This is a genomic window from Arthrobacter sp. TS-15 (assembly GCF_006964045.1).
Taxonomy (GTDB): Bacteria; Actinomycetota; Actinomycetes; order Actinomycetales; family Micrococcaceae; genus Arthrobacter.
Genome location: NZ_SDXQ01000027.1, coordinates 1 through 18,859, shown reverse-complemented (window position 1 = coordinate 18,859; position 18,859 = coordinate 1). Strand labels below are relative to the sequence as shown.

At 62.2% G+C, this 18,859-nt stretch carries 15 protein-coding genes and 1 pseudogene; 6 read left to right on the top strand and 10 right to left on the bottom strand.

Annotated features, from left to right (window positions below):
- Window positions 1–126 precede the first annotated feature (126 nt).
- The 3 genes from EU811_RS09565 to EU811_RS09555 form a co-directional block, all read right to left on the bottom strand.
- Window positions 127–2,214, bottom strand: coding sequence for a PhoX family protein (locus tag EU811_RS09565; protein ID WP_142938236.1), 2,088 nt, complete (start codon window positions 2,212–2,214; stop codon window positions 127–129).
- A gap of 80 nt (window positions 2,215–2,294) precedes the next feature.
- Window positions 2,295–3,311: an o-succinylbenzoate synthase gene (locus EU811_RS09560; protein ID WP_142938235.1), complete on the bottom strand. Its 1,017-nt coding sequence runs from the start codon at window positions 3,309–3,311 to the stop codon at window positions 2,295–2,297.
- Between the two features lie 61 nt (window positions 3,312–3,372).
- On the bottom strand, window positions 3,373–3,975 hold the full coding sequence (locus EU811_RS09555; RefSeq protein WP_238703378.1) for a hypothetical protein: 603 nt from the start codon (window positions 3,973–3,975) through the stop codon (window positions 3,373–3,375).
- 101 nt (window positions 3,976–4,076) lie between these two features.
- Between EU811_RS09555 and EU811_RS09550 the strand changes: the two genes are divergently transcribed.
- The 4 genes and pseudogenes from EU811_RS09550 (at window position 4,077) to EU811_RS09540 (ending at window position 6,446) form a co-directional block, all read left to right on the top strand.
- Window positions 4,077–4,718 (top strand): DUF2510 domain-containing protein, encoded by a 642-nt coding sequence (locus EU811_RS09550; protein WP_142938234.1) that lies wholly within the window; start codon window positions 4,077–4,079, stop codon window positions 4,716–4,718.
- Window positions 4,715–4,810, top strand: a pseudogene (locus tag EU811_RS24570) (DUF2510 domain-containing protein); the annotation flags it as partial. The gene EU811_RS09550 and the pseudogene EU811_RS24570, both read left to right, overlap by 4 nt.
- A 51-nt stretch (window positions 4,811–4,861) precedes the next feature.
- Window positions 4,862–5,302: a DUF2510 domain-containing protein gene (locus tag EU811_RS09545; RefSeq protein ID WP_238703379.1), complete on the top strand. Its 441-nt coding sequence runs from the start codon at window positions 4,862–4,864 to the stop codon at window positions 5,300–5,302.
- Window positions 5,303–5,363: 61 nt separating this feature from the next.
- Window positions 5,364–6,446, top strand: coding sequence for a LacI family DNA-binding transcriptional regulator (locus EU811_RS09540; RefSeq protein WP_142938232.1), 1,083 nt, complete (start codon window positions 5,364–5,366; stop codon window positions 6,444–6,446).
- Between the two features lie 167 nt (window positions 6,447–6,613).
- On the opposite strand, the gene EU811_RS09535 is transcribed toward EU811_RS09540, so the two are convergent.
- Genes EU811_RS09535 through EU811_RS09520 form a run of 4 tightly spaced genes read right to left on the bottom strand, consistent with a single transcriptional unit; the run spans window position 6,614 to window position 11,285 of the window.
- Window positions 6,614–7,996, bottom strand: coding sequence for a glycoside hydrolase family 32 protein (locus EU811_RS09535; RefSeq protein ID WP_142938231.1), 1,383 nt, complete (start codon window positions 7,994–7,996; stop codon window positions 6,614–6,616).
- 27 nt (window positions 7,997–8,023) lie between these two features.
- A complete protein-coding gene (locus EU811_RS09530) occupies window positions 8,024–8,896 on the bottom strand; it encodes a carbohydrate ABC transporter permease (protein ID WP_142938230.1) in 873 nt (290 codons plus the stop codon).
- An 8-nt stretch (window positions 8,897–8,904) separates the two neighbouring features.
- Complete coding sequence (locus tag EU811_RS09525; RefSeq protein WP_142938229.1) at window positions 8,905–9,870, bottom strand: carbohydrate ABC transporter permease; 966 nt, start codon at window positions 9,868–9,870, stop codon at window positions 8,905–8,907.
- Entirely contained in the window at window positions 9,867–11,285 is a 1,419-nt protein-coding gene (locus EU811_RS09520; protein ID WP_142938228.1) for an ABC transporter substrate-binding protein, read from the bottom strand. Before EU811_RS09520 ends, EU811_RS09525 begins: the two co-directional genes overlap by 4 nt.
- A gap of 53 nt (window positions 11,286–11,338) precedes the next feature.
- On the opposite strand from EU811_RS09520, the gene EU811_RS09515 reads away from it, so the two are divergent.
- A complete protein-coding gene (locus EU811_RS09515) occupies window positions 11,339–12,352 on the top strand; it encodes a phosphatase PAP2 family protein (protein ID WP_142938227.1) in 1,014 nt (337 codons plus the stop codon).
- Between the two features lie 48 nt (window positions 12,353–12,400).
- Here the strand turns inward: EU811_RS09515 and EU811_RS09510 are convergent, their stop codons facing one another.
- Window positions 12,401–12,670 carry a hypothetical protein gene (locus EU811_RS09510; protein WP_142938226.1) on the bottom strand — a complete coding sequence of 90 codons (270 nt, stop codon included), beginning with the start codon at window positions 12,668–12,670 and terminating at the stop codon, window positions 12,401–12,403.
- 219 nt (window positions 12,671–12,889) lie between these two features.
- Here EU811_RS09510 and EU811_RS09505 point away from each other — a divergent pair, with 219 nt between their 5' ends.
- Window positions 12,890–14,257, top strand: coding sequence for an acyltransferase family protein (locus EU811_RS09505; RefSeq protein ID WP_142938225.1), 1,368 nt, complete (start codon window positions 12,890–12,892; stop codon window positions 14,255–14,257).
- 102 nt (window positions 14,258–14,359) lie between these two features.
- Here EU811_RS09505 and EU811_RS09500 read toward each other — a convergent pair whose 3' ends face one another.
- Both EU811_RS09500 and EU811_RS09495 read right to left on the bottom strand, forming a co-directional pair.
- A complete protein-coding gene (locus EU811_RS09500; protein ID WP_142938224.1) occupies window positions 14,360–17,179 on the bottom strand; it encodes a S8 family peptidase in 2,820 nt (939 codons plus the stop codon).
- A gap of 148 nt (window positions 17,180–17,327) precedes the next feature.
- Window positions 17,328–18,545, bottom strand: a complete 1,218-nt coding sequence (locus tag EU811_RS09495; RefSeq protein WP_142938223.1) for an MFS transporter — start codon at window positions 18,543–18,545, stop codon at window positions 17,328–17,330.
- Between the last annotated feature and the right edge of the window lie 314 nt (window positions 18,546–18,859).

Here is an 18,859-nt window from a genome sequence, read left to right as displayed (position 1 = left end):
CAGAAAACCATACGGCCGCATTGGTTCAGGCACGCGTGATGTGAGCGAGCGTCGGATGACGAAAATGCTCCCCCACCCATAACAGCGGGAGAGGGAGCATTTCGTCAGTATCGAAAGAAGCAGGCGTTACTTGCGGAAGACCTGCACCACCGAGGGGCGAGGGGCGCGCACTGCACCGGCGGGAGGTGTGGCTCCGGCCGGAACGTAGTCCGGGAAGAAGGAGTTCTGGGCAGCGAACGAGCCATCCTCGCCAGGGTGCTGGACAGCGACGAAGACGGTGCGTTCTTCATCGTGAATGATGGGTCCGCATGTTTCGGCGTCGCGCGGGACAGCGAGGAACTGCTCCACCTTGCCGCGCTCAGGTCCTTCGAGTGTGACCTTAAAGAGCCCGTCCGCGTAGCCGATGGTGCCGGGGGCGCCGTCGGTGGAGATCCAGAGGTTGCCCACGGAATCGAAGGCCACATTGTCCGGGCAGGAGATGGGCGAAACCTTATCGGCCGGGAATCCGGAGAAGTACGTGGAGGTGTTCTTGGCGGGGTCTCCGGCAACCAACAGGAGGTTCCAGTTGAACGTGGTGCCTGTTTGCTCGCGTCCTTCGGTGATCTCCACGACGTGGCCGTCACGGTTCAGGGTGCGCGGGTTGACCTCGGTGGCGCCTTCCTTGCCCGGCTTGCCACGGTCCGTGTTGTTGGTGCAAGCCACGTAGACCTTGCCCGTACGGGGGTTGGGCTCCACGTCTTCGCAACGGTCCATCTTGGTGGGGCCAACCTTATCGGCAGCGAGGCGGGTGTAGACGAGAACTTCGGGGACGGTCATGCCCGGCACAGCGGAGGTGCCGTTGACCACCAGCGGAAGCCATTCACCAGTGCCATCGAACGCACCGTCGGCAGGGAGTTTGCCCGTGCCGTCAATGTCGGCAGGAGAGTCACCTGTGAAACGAGCTACGTAGAGGTCGCCCTCGGAAAGCAGGCTCATGTTGTTCTTGCGGGCTTCCTTGGAGTCACCAGCCTGGTACTTCCCCTTTGAGACGAACTTGTAAAGGTAGTCAAAGCGCTCGTCGTCGCCCATGTACGCCACTACGTGACCGGAAGGAGCGACGATGACGTTGGCGCCCTCGTGCTTGAAGCGGCCCATGGCGGAGTGCTTCTTGGGGGTAGAGGTGGGATCGAACGGGTCCACTTCCACGATCCAGCCGAAGCGATTGGTCTCGTTGGCGTAGCCGGAGTTGCGGGTGTCGAAACGAAGCTCGTCGAGCTCCCACTGGCGTGTGGTTGCCTTAGCGGAAATCCCATAGCGCTTGTCGCCGTCGCTGGTGCCCGGGGCTGCGAAGTATCCGTTGAAGTTCTCCTCACCGGAGAGGATGGTTCCCCACGGGGTGGTCCCACCGGCACAGTTGCCCAGCGTGCCCTTGATCCAGCGGCCGGCGGGGTCATCAATGGTCTTGACAAGGTTGGTGCCAGCCGCGGGTCCGGTCAGCTCGTAGACAGTGTCTGTGAGGAAGCGCCGGTTCAACGGTGCGCCCTGGACGTAGCTCCACGGCTTGTTTTTGTTCTTGCGCTCGAGCTCCACCACGGCCAGTCCGTGCCCTGCGCGACCGATTGCCCGTGCTTCGGCGGGGTCGAAGCCTACGGGCAGCATGATGTTCTCGTTGGTGTACTCGTGGTTGCTGAACAGCACGGCCCGGCGGTCTTTGGATCCGGGGATCGGCAGGATGTCCGTGTAGTCGTTGTTGTAGCCGAACTGGCGGGCCTGTGCTGCCGCGGTCTGCGCGTTGAGGTCGAAGGCCGGCGAGTCGGCGAAGAGGGGATCGCCCCAGCGGATGATCGGTTTCCAGTCAAAGCCCTCGGGGACAGTGAAGGCATCCACTGCTGCGTCTACGGGCTTGATGGCGGTGAACTTCAGCTTGGACTTGTCGAAGCCCTTCTTTGCGGCATCGGAGAGCCCTTGACCGGAGTCGGCCACAGCGGTGTCACCACCGGTTACGGCACCACCGAGGACGATTGCAAGCGCTCCGGCGGCCCCGAGCCCCAGCGCTGCGCGGCGGGACATAGCGGTTGAGGCGATGTCGCGGAAGTAACCATTGGCGCTGGTGTTGCAAACCTCGCCTGAGCAGGCGTTGTCGCATTTCAAGGCACACGTGACGGGGCTCCGCTTGCCTTTTGTGTGGCCGAGCATGGGGAGCAGCGGAAACGTGCGTCCGGTGGTTTCAGACATGGGGGTAAAGACCTTCCAGAGGATGTACGAGGTTCCCGCTGAGCCTTTCAGCGGAATCCAAAGCTGAGAGGTCCCTCTGGTTAAGACCCGGTGAACAAACCGTGCTGGTTTCGCGCCAACGTTGAGTGCACGCGGCGGAGCCGGTCCAGCCACCAGTCCCGGCGCTCCCCCGGTGCCGCGTACTGCTCAAGCAGCCCGGCATCGGCCAGGGTCTCACGTAACTGGATTGCGCCGTCGTCGGCCACCAGCGGGTCCAGCGTGATGTCCGAAGCGAACAGCGAAACGGTGCCAAGGCCGCAGGCATAGGGAAGGGACGGGAGCGCGGCTGCGAGCGCCAGGCCGGCACGTATTCCCACCGAGGTGTCAAGTGCCGAGCTTACGACGGCGGGCAGCCCGGCTTGCTCCACAATGTCCAGTGCACTCGCAACTCCCCCGAGTGGGGCGACCTTAACTACGATCAGGTCAGCCGCACCGGCCCTGGCAACGCGAAGTGGGTCCTCTTCCTTACGGACACTCTCGTCCGCGGCGATGAGTACCGGTGTACCTGCAGCAGTCAGCCGACGCCGGACCTCAGCGAGGCCCTCGATGGTGGGAACGGGTTGTTCGGCGTACTCAAGCCCCACCGCGGAGAGTTTGCTCAGCGCTTCCACGGCTTGCTCTACGTCCCATCCCCCATTGGCATCCACCCGGATGGCAGCGTCAGGAAGGGCCTCGCGTACTGCATTCACTCTGGCGACGTCATCCGCCAGTGCCTGTCCCCGCTCCGCAACTTTGATCTTGACAGCGTCAACCCTGCCGAAGCGCGCAAGCACCTCAGGCACACGTTCGGCCGCGACGGCGGGAACTGTAGCATTGACCGGGATCCTGTCCCGCAAAGGCGGGGGGAAACCAAGCCAGCCCGCTTCCAAAGCTGCGGCCAGCCAGCGGGAGGATTCGTCGTCGTCGTATTCGGGGAAGGGGCAGAACTCACCCCATCCAAGAGGTCCTCGCAGGAGGAGGGTCTCGCGCTCCATGATGCCGCGGAATTTCACGCGCATGGGTAGCGAGACTACGTGGGCGGAATCGAGGAGTTCTTCGAGCGAGGGAAATGCAGGCATATTGCCACTGTACCGGCGGCTTCCCACCCAAGAGGCAGGCCAATTCGGCTATGTGGAAAAGCTACTGGTCCCAGTATTTCTGCGCATCCGCCAAGGCTTCAGCCAACTGCTCACCGGACAGGACAAGTGAGCTTTCCGGTATCCCCAGCGCTTCCCATCGCAGTACGAGCGTGATGTCTTCCATTGGCAACGGCCATAACCAGTACCTGCCGGTGAATTGAACGAACTCGGAGTTGTTGCTTCCACCGCCGCCTCCCAAGGTTGTCAGCACAGGGCCAGTGACGGCTGCATCTTCGAAGGCCGCCGGTCCGTTGATGGCCGAAACAGCCTTGCGTCCGTCCGCAACAGCTACACCCAGTTCCAGTCCCGTCCGGGTGTCCAGGCTTGACCGCGGGTGGTTGTAGCTCTCCTCCACCATCTCCCGCCATTCCTGGTCCGATTCGCTGCCCCGCTGCACCGACCAGACCAGGTCAAACAGGCAACCGGTGGAGTACACCTCCACAAGTTTCAGGACCACCACGGTGCGGCTGTCCTTGTGAACAAACCCGCCGACGCGCGCAATACCGGGCAGCTCGTCCGACGGCGGGCCGAGCCACCCCGGCTGGGCAGGCTGCGGTTCCCGCGGCCGGGCGGGCTGCTCGGGGAGGTCATCGAAGAAGCTCATGATCCATCCTTACACCGCTGCAACGGGACCGGGAGAGGTGCGTGGCAACCGAGAGGCAGCAATCGCGATATTCTCGGAATACGACTCAAAGTGGGGGAGATATGACTCAATCAACGCCCGGTTCCGCGACGCCTCCCGGCTGGTACCCGGACCCTTCAGACCCGCGGCTCGTCCGGTGGTGGGACGGACGCGCGTGGACAGCCAACCAGGCGCCGGCTCAGTTCCAGGCGCCAGGACAGTTCCAGGTTCCCGTCCAGCAGCCACGTCCGCAGCTCAGCCCGGAGACTCCGGTGTACAACCCGTTTATCTGGGCGATCACCTTGTTGCCGCTGCTGTCCATCCTGCTTCTACTCACGTGGCAGCCGGAGTTCAAGATGATCACCACCCGGCAGGGGGTCACCACCATGGATCCTTTCTCCATGTACACCCCTGGCTATTTCCTGCTGATGGGCGCTAGTTTCCTGTCCTACGGGCTTTCGGTGTTTTTCGCTTTCCTGGACCGTCAGCGCCTCCTCAAGTCCGGCGTCGTCCGTCCATTTCACTGGGCGTGGGCGTTCCTTAGCGCGCTGGTGTACGTGATCGGCCGCTCTGTGATCGTTAGGAAAGTGGCGCCTAATCGTGGGCTGTGGCCTGTCTGGGCAACAATCGCCGTGTTTGTTATCAGCATGGTGATCACCGGCATCTGGATGTCCAATTTCATGCAGTCCGTGTATTCCCAGCTGGGGTATTCGGTCCAGACGTGACAGTTCCCGGGTGGTATGCAGATGCTCGGGACCCCCACAGCCTCGGATGGTGGAACGGTACTGAGTGGGTAGACCACGTGGTACCTGCAGGGGTCCCACGTCCAGCGATTCAGCGCCCGATGCTTCGCCAAGGCCAGAGCGTTGTGAATCCGTACATCTGGCTTATTGCCGTCCTGCCTTTCCTTCCGGGCCTACTCATGTTGACGTGGCATATCGAGATCCGTACCTACACCCGGAACGGCGCCCTCACCCTGGACCCCGCCACGATCATCAGCACTGGCTACTTCCTGATCTGGGGCGGATTGGTCTTAACCTATTGCTCCACAGTGGTGCTGGCCCTGCTTGATACCCGACGCTTGCTGAAAACGGGCGTCACGCGACCATTCCACTGGGCATGGTCCTTTCTGGGAGGGATTCCCTATGTCATTGGACGGTCGGTGGTAAACCACAAGGTGGCTCCACGGCGGGGCTTGTGGCCACTGGTGGTCATCCTCGCGGCGTGGGGACTTTATTTCGTGGCGGGGACTATCAAGGCCTTGGACTTCATGGAGGCCGCGTTGCGTGAATTGGGTTACCCAGCCTGACCCCACCGGATCCTCACACGCGTTAGGTAGACTGCTGACAATAAAGGACGGAAGGACTTCCATGAACCGCAAGGCCACTGCACTGGACGTCGCCAAGAGGGCGGGTGTGTCCAGGAGCGCGGTCTCGCTGGTTCTAAATGGGCGTGGCGACGGGAACGTGGCCAAGGAGAGCCAGGACCGGATCCGGCAGGCCGCCCTTGAATTGAACTACTCCCCCAACGCTATTGCCCTGAGCCTGCGGAACCAGCGCTCTCGTGTGATCGGCATCCTGTCCGACGAAGTAGTGGTCAGCCCCTTTGACGGCAACATCATCGGTGGCGCCGACGACGTCGCCCGCAGCCGCGGCTTTGTGACCGTAGTGATGGACACCGAAAGTGATACCGCCAGGGATGCGAGCGCCATTGAAACGCTCCTGGATCGGCAGGTTGATGGGCTCATGTACGTGACAGTTGGCTTGAAACCCATTGAGATTCCGCACGGCATGCTCCGCGTCCCCTCGGTCCTTGCCAACTGCTATGACAACCACCCTCAACAGCAGCTGCATCACGTCATTCCTGACGAGGTATCCGGTGGCAGGATGGCCACGGAGCACTTGTTGGAACTTGGCCACCGGGACATTGCGCTGCTTGCCGGGTTGGAGGACTCGCCCGCGGCCCCGTTGCGTGTTCAGGGCTACCGGGATGCACACGCAGCGGCCGATATCCCGGTCCATGCAGACCGGATCTTCATGGCCGGCTGGGATATCGACGCCGGTTTCCGCGGCGCCATGAAACTGCTCGACGGCGTGTCCCCGGCTGATCGGCCCACGGCCATCATGTGCGCGAACGATCGCCTGGCGGTGGGTGTGACCCTTGCTGCCGCGCGTTTGGGACTCAGTGTTCCCGGGGACCTGTCCATCATGGGCTACGACGACGAAACCCGGATCGCCGACACCATGGTGCCTTCACTCACCACCATGGCGTTGCCCCTGCGGGAGATCGGCCGTGCCGCCATGACCACGCTGCTGGACGCGATCGAGGGCACGGGCGAAAGCGCGGGCGTAGGCGCGGGCACCCCCACAGCAGGAAAGGGAACCACGGTCGAAACGATGGTTCCCTGCCGCTTAGTGGTGCGCGAGTCCACAGGCCCCGCCCCCACCCGCTAACACCGCCCGTTGCGAGGCCCGCTCTGCACCCCTCGACACACCCAAAGCCTGCAAAGCAGGCCTCACAACACGCAGCCCCCTCGTTGCGAGGCCCGCTCTACACCCTTCGACTCACCCATAGCCTGCAAAGCAGGCCTCACAACGGACGTACGACGGCGGCCTGCCGCCTACTCGGGCAGCGTCAACTCCCAGACGTCGGCAGTCGCGCCATCGGGCAAGGTGAGCTGCCATTCCTCCCCCGGAGCCGGGTAAGCCCGGACGGTGGTGGCCACGGAACCTGTGCGGTAAACCTCCACGAGGGACGCATCGATAAAGATGCGCAACTCCTCGTCCAGAGTCAGGGAGCCTGAGTAAACCACTTGAGCGGCGGCCCCGGACCCAAGCACCAGTTCCACGGAACCGGCACCTGCAGCACCGCGCACCAGCACTTCGGCGAATTCGGGAACCGCAACGGCACCGGCAGCACCTGTAACCACAGCAGTACCCCGATACGCCTCAACCTCGGGCGCAGGAGAAACAGCGAGCGCCCCGCCAACTACGGACAAAACCCGGGGGTGCGTCAACACACCCGACCACCCGGCGTCGTCGACTTCTTCTTGCATGCGGCCCCGGCGACCATCACGTCCTGGCCCCTCGTTGGCCCACCCCCACAGCAGTGCCGCGGGTGAGGACCCATGGGCGAGCTGCACAATCTGAGGGGCGTAGAAGTCGCGGCCGAAATCGGACTTCCCCCCGGAGGAAGGCGCAAACACCGGCAGCCCGGTCTGGGGGTCCAAGGACAGGGACCCGATCAGGTGCCCTACCCCGTTGGCGTGCTCGTGGTCGTCGCCGGAGAGCCACAGGGAGAACATCATGACCCAGCTGGACCCACCGGAAGAAGAAGGCACTTCCACCAGCTGCGGGCATTCCCAGATCTCGGCGGGCGTATGGGCAGCGGCCACGGGGTGGTCGCTGGTGAGCCAGATGCCCTGGTACTCCCACGCGTCCATGTCAGACACCGTGTACAAAAGCAAAGCGGCGCGGCCGTCGGATAGACCTGCCCCTTGCATGGCGTAACGCGCACCGCCAAACCAAAAAATAAAAGGGTCCCGCACTGCGGTGACCAGCGGATCCGAGGGCATTGACGCCGCAACGTGCCCGTCCTGTTCCCAGGAAACAAGGTCGGCTGATCCGCGGGCAATGACCACCTGGGAATGACCCCCGTGGTCCTTGATACCGGAATAACAAGCGGTTGGCACGCCGTCGTCGTCGGTCACCACACCGGTCCAGCATCCAGCGGAGTCAGGGCCGCCCGCCTGCGGCGAAAGCGCTACGGGGTGCTCTTCCCAGCGCACTAAATCAGTGGAGCTCACATGCCCCCAGTTGATCTGGGAGTGCCGCGCGGACAGGGGGTTGTACTGGAAGAACACGTGGTAGCGGCCGTTGATGTAGCTGACACCGTTGGGATCGTTGATCCATCCCTGCGCAGGCCGCGGGTGGAAGCGCGGGAAGGCGGGATCCGGGTGCGTCGCCGCCATGGAAAGAGAGGAAGAGAGTGCAAGGTCCGTCAACGAAACCCCTTTCAAAAAGATCGGTAATTACTTGCCCGTGCCTGCGGTGAGCCCGTCCTGCAGCGCGCGCTGGCCGAACATGAACACCACCAGCGCGGGAATCATGGAGAGGACAACGCCGGCCAGGACCACGGAGATGCTTCCGGTGCCGAGGTTGCCTTGGAGCGAGACCAAGCCCAGGGGCAGGGTGAAGTTCTGCTCGGAGATGGTCATAATCAGTGGCCTGAAGAACTCGTTCCAGTGGAAGTTGAACGCCAGGATGCCCACAATGGCCAGGCCAGGCATGGCCAGCGGTGCGTACACGGAGCGGAACGTCCGCCACGGCGAGGCACCGTCGATCGCGGCCGCTTCAGCGAGCTCACCCGGCAACCCCATGAAGTACTGGCGCATCAGGAAGGTGCCGAACGCCGTCGGGATGGCCGGAATGATCAGCGCGAGCAGTGTGTCGGAGAGTCCGACGCCGCGGATCAGCATGAAGACGGGCACAATGGTGACCTGCGCAGGCACCATCATGGTGGCCAGCACGATCGAGAACAGCGCGCCGCGCCCCCGGAACTTCAAGTGCGCAAACGCGTAGCCTGCCAGCGCTGCGGTGATCATCTGCCCCACCGCGATCAAACCGGTCACCAGGGCACTGTTAATGACCAGGGCCACGATGTTGAGCTGCTTGAACACTTGCTCATAAGAGGTCAGGTCCGGGTTCAGCGGAAGGAACGCAGGCGGCAGCTGGAAGGATTCCGACGGCGGTCGCAGCGAAGTGGACAGCGTCCACATCACCGGGCCCAGGACAAAGACGGATGCGATCAGCAAGACAACCACGCGGATGGCTACGGACCAGTCGCGCTTCTTCCGCTTCACTACAGGCGCCGTGGTGGTGACACGTTCTTGAATGGTGGTCATGGCGGGCCTTACTGGTAGAAGACGAATCGTTTGCTGAGCCGGAATTGCGCGGCGGTGATGGCCATGATGATCAGGGTCAGGATCACGCCGATCGCCGATGCCTGGCCGAACTCAAGGCGCTGGAACGCGGACTCGAAGATCACCATCACGGCTGTTCGTGTTGAGTCACCGGGTCCGCCGCGGGTGAGCACGTAGGGCTGATCGAACACTTGCAGCGCGTTGATGATCGCCATCACCGAGGCCACCAAGGTGGTGGGGCTCAGCAGGGGCAGGGTGACGAACCAATGCTTGCGCCAACCGGTGGCGCCATCGATCGATGCGGCCTCGTACGTTTCCACCGGAATGGAGGCCAGCCCGCCAATGAACAGCAGGAACGAGAAGCCGAAGTTCTGCCACACATAGACAAGAATTACGACGGCGGCCGACCCGGTTGGCGTTGTCAGCCACGGGACCGCTGGGATGCCAACGATGGACAGCAACCAGTTCACAACGCCGAATTGCTCGTTGAAGAGGTACCGCATGAAAATCGATACCGATGCCGCGGAGAGGATCAGCGGGAAGAAGAAAGCGGAGCGGAAGAACACCCTGAGCCAGGCCGGGAGCTTCTCCTGCACCATGATGGCCAGGCCGAGTGCCAGTCCGAGCTGGAGGGCCACAGCCACAATCACAAACACGATGGTGTTCAGGAATGACACACGGACCGTGGGGTCCTGGACTACCTCGGCGAAGTTGTCGAAGCCCACGAACGTTGGTGCCGAGATGATGTCCCAGCGGAAGAACGCGAGCGCGATCGAAGCGACGATTGGCAGCAAGGTGAAGATGCCCATGCCCACGATGGTGGGCGCCAGAAAAGCCCAGGGCAGCCAGCGCTGCTGAACGCGGCCGCGCTTGCTGACTTGTCCGTTCTTGTGGGCGGCCTGGCGACGGCTCGGCTCGCTCCCGGTCCCCGTTGGCGTACTGGTTGCGGTGCTCATGGCTGCCTCCTCAGGGCCAGTTCAAGATCGCGCTGCATGGAACTGAGGGCGTCCTTGAGTTGACGCTCGTCTCCACTGACAGCCAGGCTTACGTTTTTCATGAGGGCTGTTTCCACGGAAGCCTGCTGGGGTGGCGCTGGAATGGGACCTGTGGTGGGGAACCTGTCCAGGGTGTCGTAGAAGACCTTCCAGTTCCGCGGACCTGTTCCTGCGTAGAGCTGTTGGTTGGCCATTGAACGACGCGCAGGGGTGGTGTTCGGTGTGGGGAACACGATTTGCATGGCTTCACGGCTGGAGCTGAATTTCACCCATTCCCAGGCGGCGTCCTTGTCCTTGGCGGTCTTCATAATCGCGTAGCCCGCCGTGCCGAACTGATGCCGCTGGGTCCGCCACTTGGGGAAGAACTGGACGTCGAAGTCGTTCTCCGTCATCCCCGCCTCGTGGAGGCCTTGCACCCAATAGCCGCCCGCCGGCGTCGTACCTATCCTGTTGGAGGCGAAGAGGCCGATCAGAGAGTTACCGCCGCCTTCCTCCGGCCGCACACCCAATCCGTCCTTCACGAGTCCGCGGAGGTAATCGAAGGATTCGAAGACCCTGGGGTCATCGGCGTTGGGCTCAAGCCACTGGTAGCCGCCGGAGCGGAGGTTGCGGGAGGGGTCGTTGGCATAGAACCCGTCCCACAGCCATTCACCACCCGGGGACTTGGTCTCCTTGAGGAAGCTGGTGTCATTGGCGTAGAGCCACGGCACCACTCCACCGAAGAGCCGGTTGGTCCAGTAGTACGGGGTGAAATCCTTGGGGTTGGCCTTCTTCATGGCGGCGAGGGTGCTGCGGAAGTCCGTATGCGTCCAGTTGTCGGACGGCCGTTCCAGGCCTGCTTTGGTCAGTGCCGTGGTGTTGTAGTACATATTGGCGGCGTTCCAGTCGATGGGGAGCTGGAACAGGCTGCCCTTGTACATGAACGCTTCCACCAGGCTGGGGTGGACATCCTCGAAGTATTCGCGCATATGGTCGGCGTCGCGGCGCAGGTACTCATCCAGCGGGTGGGCCAGTTTCTCTGCGAAGAGTTGGGCGCCTTCCGTGGCCACGTATACGACGTCCGGCGGGGTGCCTGCTGCAACCATGGTGAGGATCTTGGTGAAGAAGTCCTTCCAGTCCACCGCTTGGATTGCCTGGACCTTGACCTTGATTTCGGGGTGGACCTTGGCGAAAGCGTCGATGACCTTCTGGCGGGCTGCAGCGTCCGCGGCGGTACCCATGATGGCGATGCTGAGGCTGTTGTCTCCGCGGCCTGGAATATCGGATCCGGTCAGGCGCGGCCACGACGCCGCGGTGACTCCGACAATTCCTACGCCGAGGGCGGTGAGGGCACTCCTACGTGTGAATTCACGCAAAGCCCCATTGGTTCCCGACATGTAGATTTCCTTCCCTAACACGTGTTAGGAAGCCTATTCCTGTCACCTAACACGTGTCAAGCGTCACAGGAATGTTGCCAAGGCCTCACCTTCGGCCGCCACGCTCGGGAGCGACTCACACGAGCTATCCAGAGAACTGTGGCAGTCTAGTCAGAATGAGTTCCCAGCAATTCCGCACCAGCGGGAGGTCGAGCAAACGGCCGCTTCAAGGACGCGACGCCGGCGCGGGCACAGGATTTCTCTTCTGCCTCGCCACGATTGCCAGCGCCGTTGGCCTGGCCGCGACGTACTACTTCTTTGTGCGCACCACCGCCGGCCAGTTCATCGACGAGTCCGCACTGGTTGAAGCTACCGTTCTGGGCGGAACAGCCGGCAGGGCTTCCACCGAATTCCTGGACATGCTCCCCATGCTTTCGCTGGCAATTGCAGCCATCATGGTTCTCTTCGTGACCGTGGCGCGCAGGCGATGGACCGCCGCCGTAATCGCAGTGGCAGCCTGCATCGCCGCCAACGCAGCCACACAAATTCTCAAGCTCCTCATCCCGGACCGGCCCGACCGCGGCGTACAAACACTCGTACTGAACTCACTCCCCTCCGGACACACCACACTGGCCGCGTCCGCCGCAGCCGCCGTGTTCCTCATGGTCTCGCCCCGCTGGCGCCCCCTGGCAGGCTTCCTCGGCAGCACCTTCGCTGTAGCAACAGGCGTCTCCACGCTCATCAACCAGTGGCACCGCCCGGCCGACGTCGTGGCCGCATTCCTGGTAGTGGCCGTCGTCATGCTCCCGGCAGGATGGCTCATCCTCCGCACCGGCAACAGCTGGAACGTCTGGGCGGGTTACGGTGAACACTGGGCCGCCTCCCGGCTGTGGGTATGGCTCACCGTTGCGGCCCTGGTGATCGCTACTTTTGTTGCCGCCTACTCGCTGATCCAGGTCATGCCCGGCCTCAGCACAGACAGCACCATCGACTACTTCTGGGCCGGCACCGCCTTCATCGTGATCGCCGGATACCTGTCCGCCCTTGGTGGCACGTGGCTATTTGGCATGGCGGCGCGCAAGGGCTGACGCTCTTTGAGGGGCGATCGGCGCTAAGGGGTGCGCCGCACCCGGCGCTTAGTCCTCTGGACGGACCGAGTCGAAGAATTTGGGCTCCGGGGAAGGCGAAACGCGGTTCCGGGCCTGCTCCTGGATGAAGTGCCGATCCTCATCGGTGAGCACCGTGCCACCATGGGCATCCATAGTGTCCCCCTCCCCCGTTTCCGCATTGATGATCGCGGTGACAGTCCTCGGCACAATCATGGTTCCCGGATTGTCGACGAGCCATTGCTGTGTTTCGGGAGAAAGCTGGTCCCAAAATTCTTTGATGTGCACAACGATCAGCACTGCCCTTCATTGGTGGGGGTAGATTCGCAAACTGCGCCATGCGCGGCGGTGGAACACTCGGTTGATCAGGGACGGAGGTGCTCTTCTAGGCTACGCCGACCCGCGCCGATTCCACCCTGCAATCACCAACATTCTCGGGGATGACGTCGACTACTTATTCCTCATGAGTTACAGTTAGTCCAATCGATGGACAAACAACTGCTAATCACAGGAGCTCGCATGTCATCCACCCTCAGGCCCGACTCCCGCAAATCCGCCCCGCGCCGGAGCACCCCGGCTGGCACCGTTCCCGCATCCCGCGATTTGGTGGTGGACTTCATCCGCGTTGCCTGCATGTTTGCTGTTGTTGCGGTTCATTTGCTCATGATGGGGATCAGCGTGGACGAGTCCGGCATCGGCGTGGGCAATCCCCTGACGTCGTTGAGCTGGTTTGCGCAAGGTACGTGGTTCGGCCAGGTCATGCCCCTGTTCTTTATCGTGGGCGGTTTCGCCTCGCTCACGTCGTGGCGCAGCCTGCAACGCAAGGGCGGCGATGGCGGCGACTACCTCAGGAACCGGGTGCTGCGGTTGGTTCGGCCTACGGTCGCCTTGTACACCTTCCTCGCCATTGCTTTGTGGAGTGCGACGGCGGCTGGTGTCCCCGTCGATTTGCTCACCGTTATCGCTGCGGGCGCCGGAGTGCAGTTGTGGTTCCTGGCCGCGTATCTTATCTGCCAAGCCATGGTCCCCACCATGGCAAAATTCCACGAGGCAGCGCCTTACCGGACCATCGCAGCGCTGGCCGCGGGCGCCGTCGTCGTCGATGTCTTTCGTCTTGGCCTGGAACGCAACCCGTGGGGCTTCGACTCGAACCCGATCGGCCTGCTGAACATGGTGTTCGTGTGGGGCCTCCTTCAACAGCTTGGGTTCTTCTACGCCGACGGCTTCTTTGACCGTTTCGCCAAGTGGAAGCTCGTGCTTGCTGCTGCCGGCTGCTACGCCGTGATGGTTCCACTCACGCATGCCGGGCCGTATCCGGTGGACATGCTGACCAGCCAGAACCCGCCCATGTTTCCCCTGATCCTGGTAGGGCTGGCACACATTCTGTTGGTGAAGGCCGTCTACCCGGCGCTGCAGCGATGCGTCCACATCGGTTGGGTGCAGAAGGTGATGTTCGTGGTGGGTAGTCGGGCCATGACCATCTACTTGTGGCACCTGCCGTTGATCATCGCCATGTTTGGCATTGCGCTGGTCCTTCGGTTGCCGTTCCCCGAACCCGCCAGCACCGAGTGGTGGCTGACTCGTCCGCTGTTTTATATCGCTGCTTGGGCGCTGGTGTTGCTCGTCTCCACCCCACTGGTCCGGCTGGAACTTGCCAGCACTGCGCTGGCACCAGGTGCATCGCGGCCGGCGATGTGGCGCATCGCCCTCGGAACCGTGCTGGCGATCATCCCGCCGTTCGTGGTGATGAGGTCTGCGCTGGACGTTTCGAATGCGAGCTGGGGGCTGGTGCTGCTGGTGCTCGCCGTAGCTCTGGTGTCCGGGAAGCTGCCGGACCGGGCATGGAAGACCCCGCGAAGTGTTTCGTCCGGGGCCATAGCTTCCTGACCTTCTTTGAAAGCTGAACGGCCGCACAACAACCGAATGGGGTTGTTCTGCGGCCGTTCTTTGTTCAAAAGAGGTCGGTAAGTCGCGCCCCCCTGCGAACAGCTATGGCATGCGGTAAAGGAATGCCGCCATGGCGTCGCGGTTAATGGGTTCCATCGGCTGGTACCAGTAGTTGTTCTCCCCCAGTTGCCAGCCGGAGGAGATCCCGGCAACGCTCATCCAGACCATTTCCTTGTAGAACAGCTGGCCTGAATCGAGGTCCCTGAAAGGTGGATTCATGGGTGCTTCATAGTCGGGCTTGTTGACCAACCGGTACAGGAAGGCAGCCATCGCATCGCGTTTAATCGGGGTCAGCGGCTTGTAGTAACGCGCCCCGTTCTCAGTCCATCCGGACGAAATGCCGGTTTCTGCCAACCATGCCATCTCCTTGTAGAACTGCTGCGTGGTTGCAACGTCCATGAAGGGAGATTTCGCGGGAGGTGTGTAGTCCGGTGAGCCGGCCGCACGGTAGAGGAATGCTGCCATTGCATCACGGTTGATGGGTGTCACGGGCCGGTACGAGACGGATTTGTCCGCCTCCACCCAACCGGTAGAGATCTTGCGGTCTGCAAGCCAGGACATTTCCTTATAGAACTGCTGGGTGGTCGCCACATCCCGGAACGGTGAAACAGCAGGCGCCATAAATTCCGGCCCCTTTGCGCTGAAGTAGGCTTTCCACTCGGAAGTCGCCCCGTTGAGCACTGCATAACCGCTCTTCGGAACGGCTGTGATTTTGGCCTGTCCTCGGGCGGGGTGAGTTCCGGCTGGGAGCGTTTTGCCATCCACTTGGTAGTCCATGGTCTCTGACTCCGGAATAGTGTAGCGATCGTTGCCCATGTACGGGGCTTCGGTGAACACTATGGCTTCAGGCGTAACAGCCTTGTCAGCGGCAACTACAACAGCTGTCGGCTGGCTGCCCATCTCCAACAGAGAGTAGGGGGTTTTGGATCCCATGACGTGCACGGAGAGTGTGCTGCCGAGGTCTTCACTCGTCAGGGTGTAACTCGGCGCACTGGATACGTGCTCTCCAGTGGTACCGGCCTTGTTGCGGGTCCAGCGATAGGTCAAGTCCACAGGGGCCGGGCCCCACGTACCCGGGTTGGCCGTTAGGGTGCTTCCCACGTAGGCCGAGCCCGTGATAGTGGGCACGCTACCAAACAAGGTTCCGGGAGCCACTTGAGCTGTGGGCTCCGAGGTTGCGGAGACGGCCGGTGCGAACTTCTTGGTGGCAGTAACAGTGACCGTGATGGTGGCTTGGTGATCTTCCTCAGTCACCCAGTAACCGTTGCCGGTTGCTCCGGGGATGGGTGTTCCCCACCGATTCCACTGATAATTCCAGGTGGCTTCATAGGTGTTTCCCCAGTTGCCAGGTTCAGCAAGCAATAACTTGCCAACAGCAGCCTCACCGGAAATTGTGGGAGTGCCCGCCGTGATTGGCGCAGCCTCGGCTGCCACCTTGGTGAGAGTGGCGTTGGCGTCAACCAAACCGGCACCGCAGCCACAGCCGTTGATCGGCCGAGCTGAGGCCTTTAGCCTCTGCTCAACATCCGCGGGGGTCAAAGCAGGCAGTTTTGAATACATCATGGCTGCTACAGCCGATACCTGAGGAGCGGCCATGGAACTGCCCTCCATGTAGAAGTAGCCTTCGGAATTAGGAGTAGTCAGACCGTCATTGAGCGTGGACAAAATTCCGTCGGAAAAGACGCTAGCCATGTCTCCGCCAGGAGCTGCGACGTCGACGTTGATGCCGAAGTTGGAGTACGACGCTTTAAGTCCATTGCGTGTGCTCGCACCAACCACCAGCACGTTCTTACAGTTGGCAGGGCTGACCTTGGATGCGTCGATGCCTTCGTTACCTGCGGCCACCACCAAGGAGGCGCCTTTGCTTCGCGCAAAATCTGCAGCGTTTTGGTAGATCGTGGAGCAAGGCGCAAGGCCTCCGAGGCTCAGGTTGATGACGTTCGCTGGATTCGCGTTCGCTGGGGCTCCCGGAACTGTTCCGCCTGCCGCCCAAACGATCGAGTCTACGATGTCGGAAGCGTATCCGCCGCAGATGCCCAGCGCACGCACCGGAACGACCTTTGCTTTGGGAGCCACGCCTGCCACGCCTCTGCTGTTCCCTGCTACAGCGGCCACGAGGCCGGCCACATGGGTCCCGTGCCACGAAGATGAATACCCGGGCCATCCGGGCTCGCACTCCCCGTAGTAGGTGGCGTCGCCCTCATCTGCCGGATTCGAATCGCGTCCGTTCGAGTCACCTGCAACGAGGGGATCGTGAATCATGTCAAAGCCAGGCAAAATATTGGCGTTCAGATCCGAGTGGTTCGTAATGCCGGTATCGATGACCGATACTACGCTCCCAGCACCCTGGCTTACGTCCCATGCCCCCAGGACACGCATCCCGCCGCTGTCGACGCTACTGTGCGCCCACTGGTCTGAGTACAACGGGTCGTTGGGCTTGGAAGCGAAAGGTCGCATGATGACGTCGGGTTCGGCGTACTCGACGTTGGGGTCAGCGACGAGGGCGGACACCAGGTCATTGGCTTCTTCAGCGCCGAGTTTCTGGTCCGTTTTCACTACTTCTTCACCCGTTGCAAGGGTGCGCACGGCTTGGACAGGGACACCAATTGTTCCAGCGGCGCGATTCAGGGACGACTTTCGATCCAGTGATTGGATGCTTGCACGTTCCTTGAACTTCACAATGAATTGGTCCGTCGGCAGGACCGTGGAATCGGTGGACATGGTCCGCGGCGCTGCGCTCGGCGCAGGCATCGGCGTTTCATCGGCTACGGCCGGGAGGGCCGGGAGGCCTGCTCCAACCAGGGCGATTACGCCCGCAAGAAATACTTGAGAGCGCACACTGGCTCTCCGTCGGATCTGCATAAAACAGCGCCCTCTGCTCAGACGCCCCCAAGAGCGCGGAAAAATGGCCGCGAGACTGCGGCCAGGATGAGTTTAGCCAAAGTATGGACTTTCCTGCGAATTTCCTGTGAATCTATCCCACCGCCTGAGTCAACGCGCTGGCTAAAAGCTAATAGTTACGCCGGTGCTTCAGCCTTGGAATTGCGACGGCGAAAACCACTGCCGCTGCGAACCCCAGTACGCCTGTGGCCCAGACGCCCGCCGACAACGAGAACGCGGCCGTTAACCCGGACAGCAGCACAGGTCCTCCGGTACCACCCGAGTCAGCCATGAATCGCCAGATGCCCAGGAAGTGGCTCCGCCCGTTGTCCGGCGAGAAGTCGGCGCCGAGCGTCATAATGAGCCCCGAACTGATGCCGTTGCCGAACCCGATGAGCAAAGCAACCAAGAGGAGCGGGACGAATCCGGCCGTGAAGGGAATCAGAATCAGAGCGGTTCCCATGATCAGCGTTGACGGGATGGCCACCCACTGACGTCCCTTCCTGTCCATGAGTTTCCCCGCGGGGTAGAAAACCAACATGTCGATCGCTCCGGACAAGCCGAAGATCAACGACGCATGGGTGGCGTCGAGTCCCAAATGATCCGCCCACAGCGGGATGACCACCTGCCGCGATGCGCGCAATGCGCTCAGCAGGAGGATGCCGAAGCCAACCGTCAGGAACACCCCGGCATGGGAAAATGCGACGCTCCGCAACGTCGACGCCGGGGGCCGGGGACCGCCGTCGGACGTTCCGGGGGCTACCAGATCCGGAATGGTGGGAGACAAAACAGCCGCGGCAAGCATGCCACCAAAGCCCACCCAATAGGCGCCGCTGATCCCGGCGAACTGCATGACGCCGGCGCCCACGAATGGCCCGATGAAGAGGCCGATCCTGGTGACACCGCCCAAGGTTGAGAGTGCACGCGCCCGAAACATGACGGGGACTGCCTCAGTGAGGAACTTTTGCCGTGCGAGGTTGAAGACACTGGCCGACATGCCAACCAGGGTCATGGAGGCGGCCAACAGCCAGAGCCCATGTTCCATCTGCGGGGCGAACGCCGCCGCGCCGAGGGCAATCGCACCCACAGTTCCCGCTCCGACGATTGACCACCGTTCACCGAATTTCTCGGTGATGATCGACGCCGGAATGTTGAACAGCCACGATCCCAGGCCTATCAGCGTCACGATCAACGCCGATACAGCCACCGAAGCGCCCAGGTCCCGGGCGGAGAGGGCAATGACCGGCAGGACAGCCCCCTCGCCGAGACAGAAGAGCACAGCTGGCCCGAATGCCGGGAGCGCTACACTGCGGAGGCTGAAGTTTTTGTCTGCTTGGGTGGTGGTCATCCCTTTCATCCTATGACCGCCCTCACCGTGGTTGCTTGGAGGGGCTGGCTGGCTCACACTGTTACCGCGCTGCGCATCCTTTGCCGCCGGGCTCTCCACCTCGTGACTCGCACCGTTTTCCGCGCTGCGCACCCCTTGCCGCCCGGCGCTCCCCTTCGTGACTCGCACCGTTTTCCTCGCTGCGCACCCTTTGCCGCCGGGCGCTCCCCTTCGTAGTCAGGGCCGCACCCTTTCGCGCCAATCGCACCAGAGGTTACCGGGGCGGTCGGCGCTAAGGGCAGCGACGCAGCGTGGGGGTGCGGCCCTGACTACGA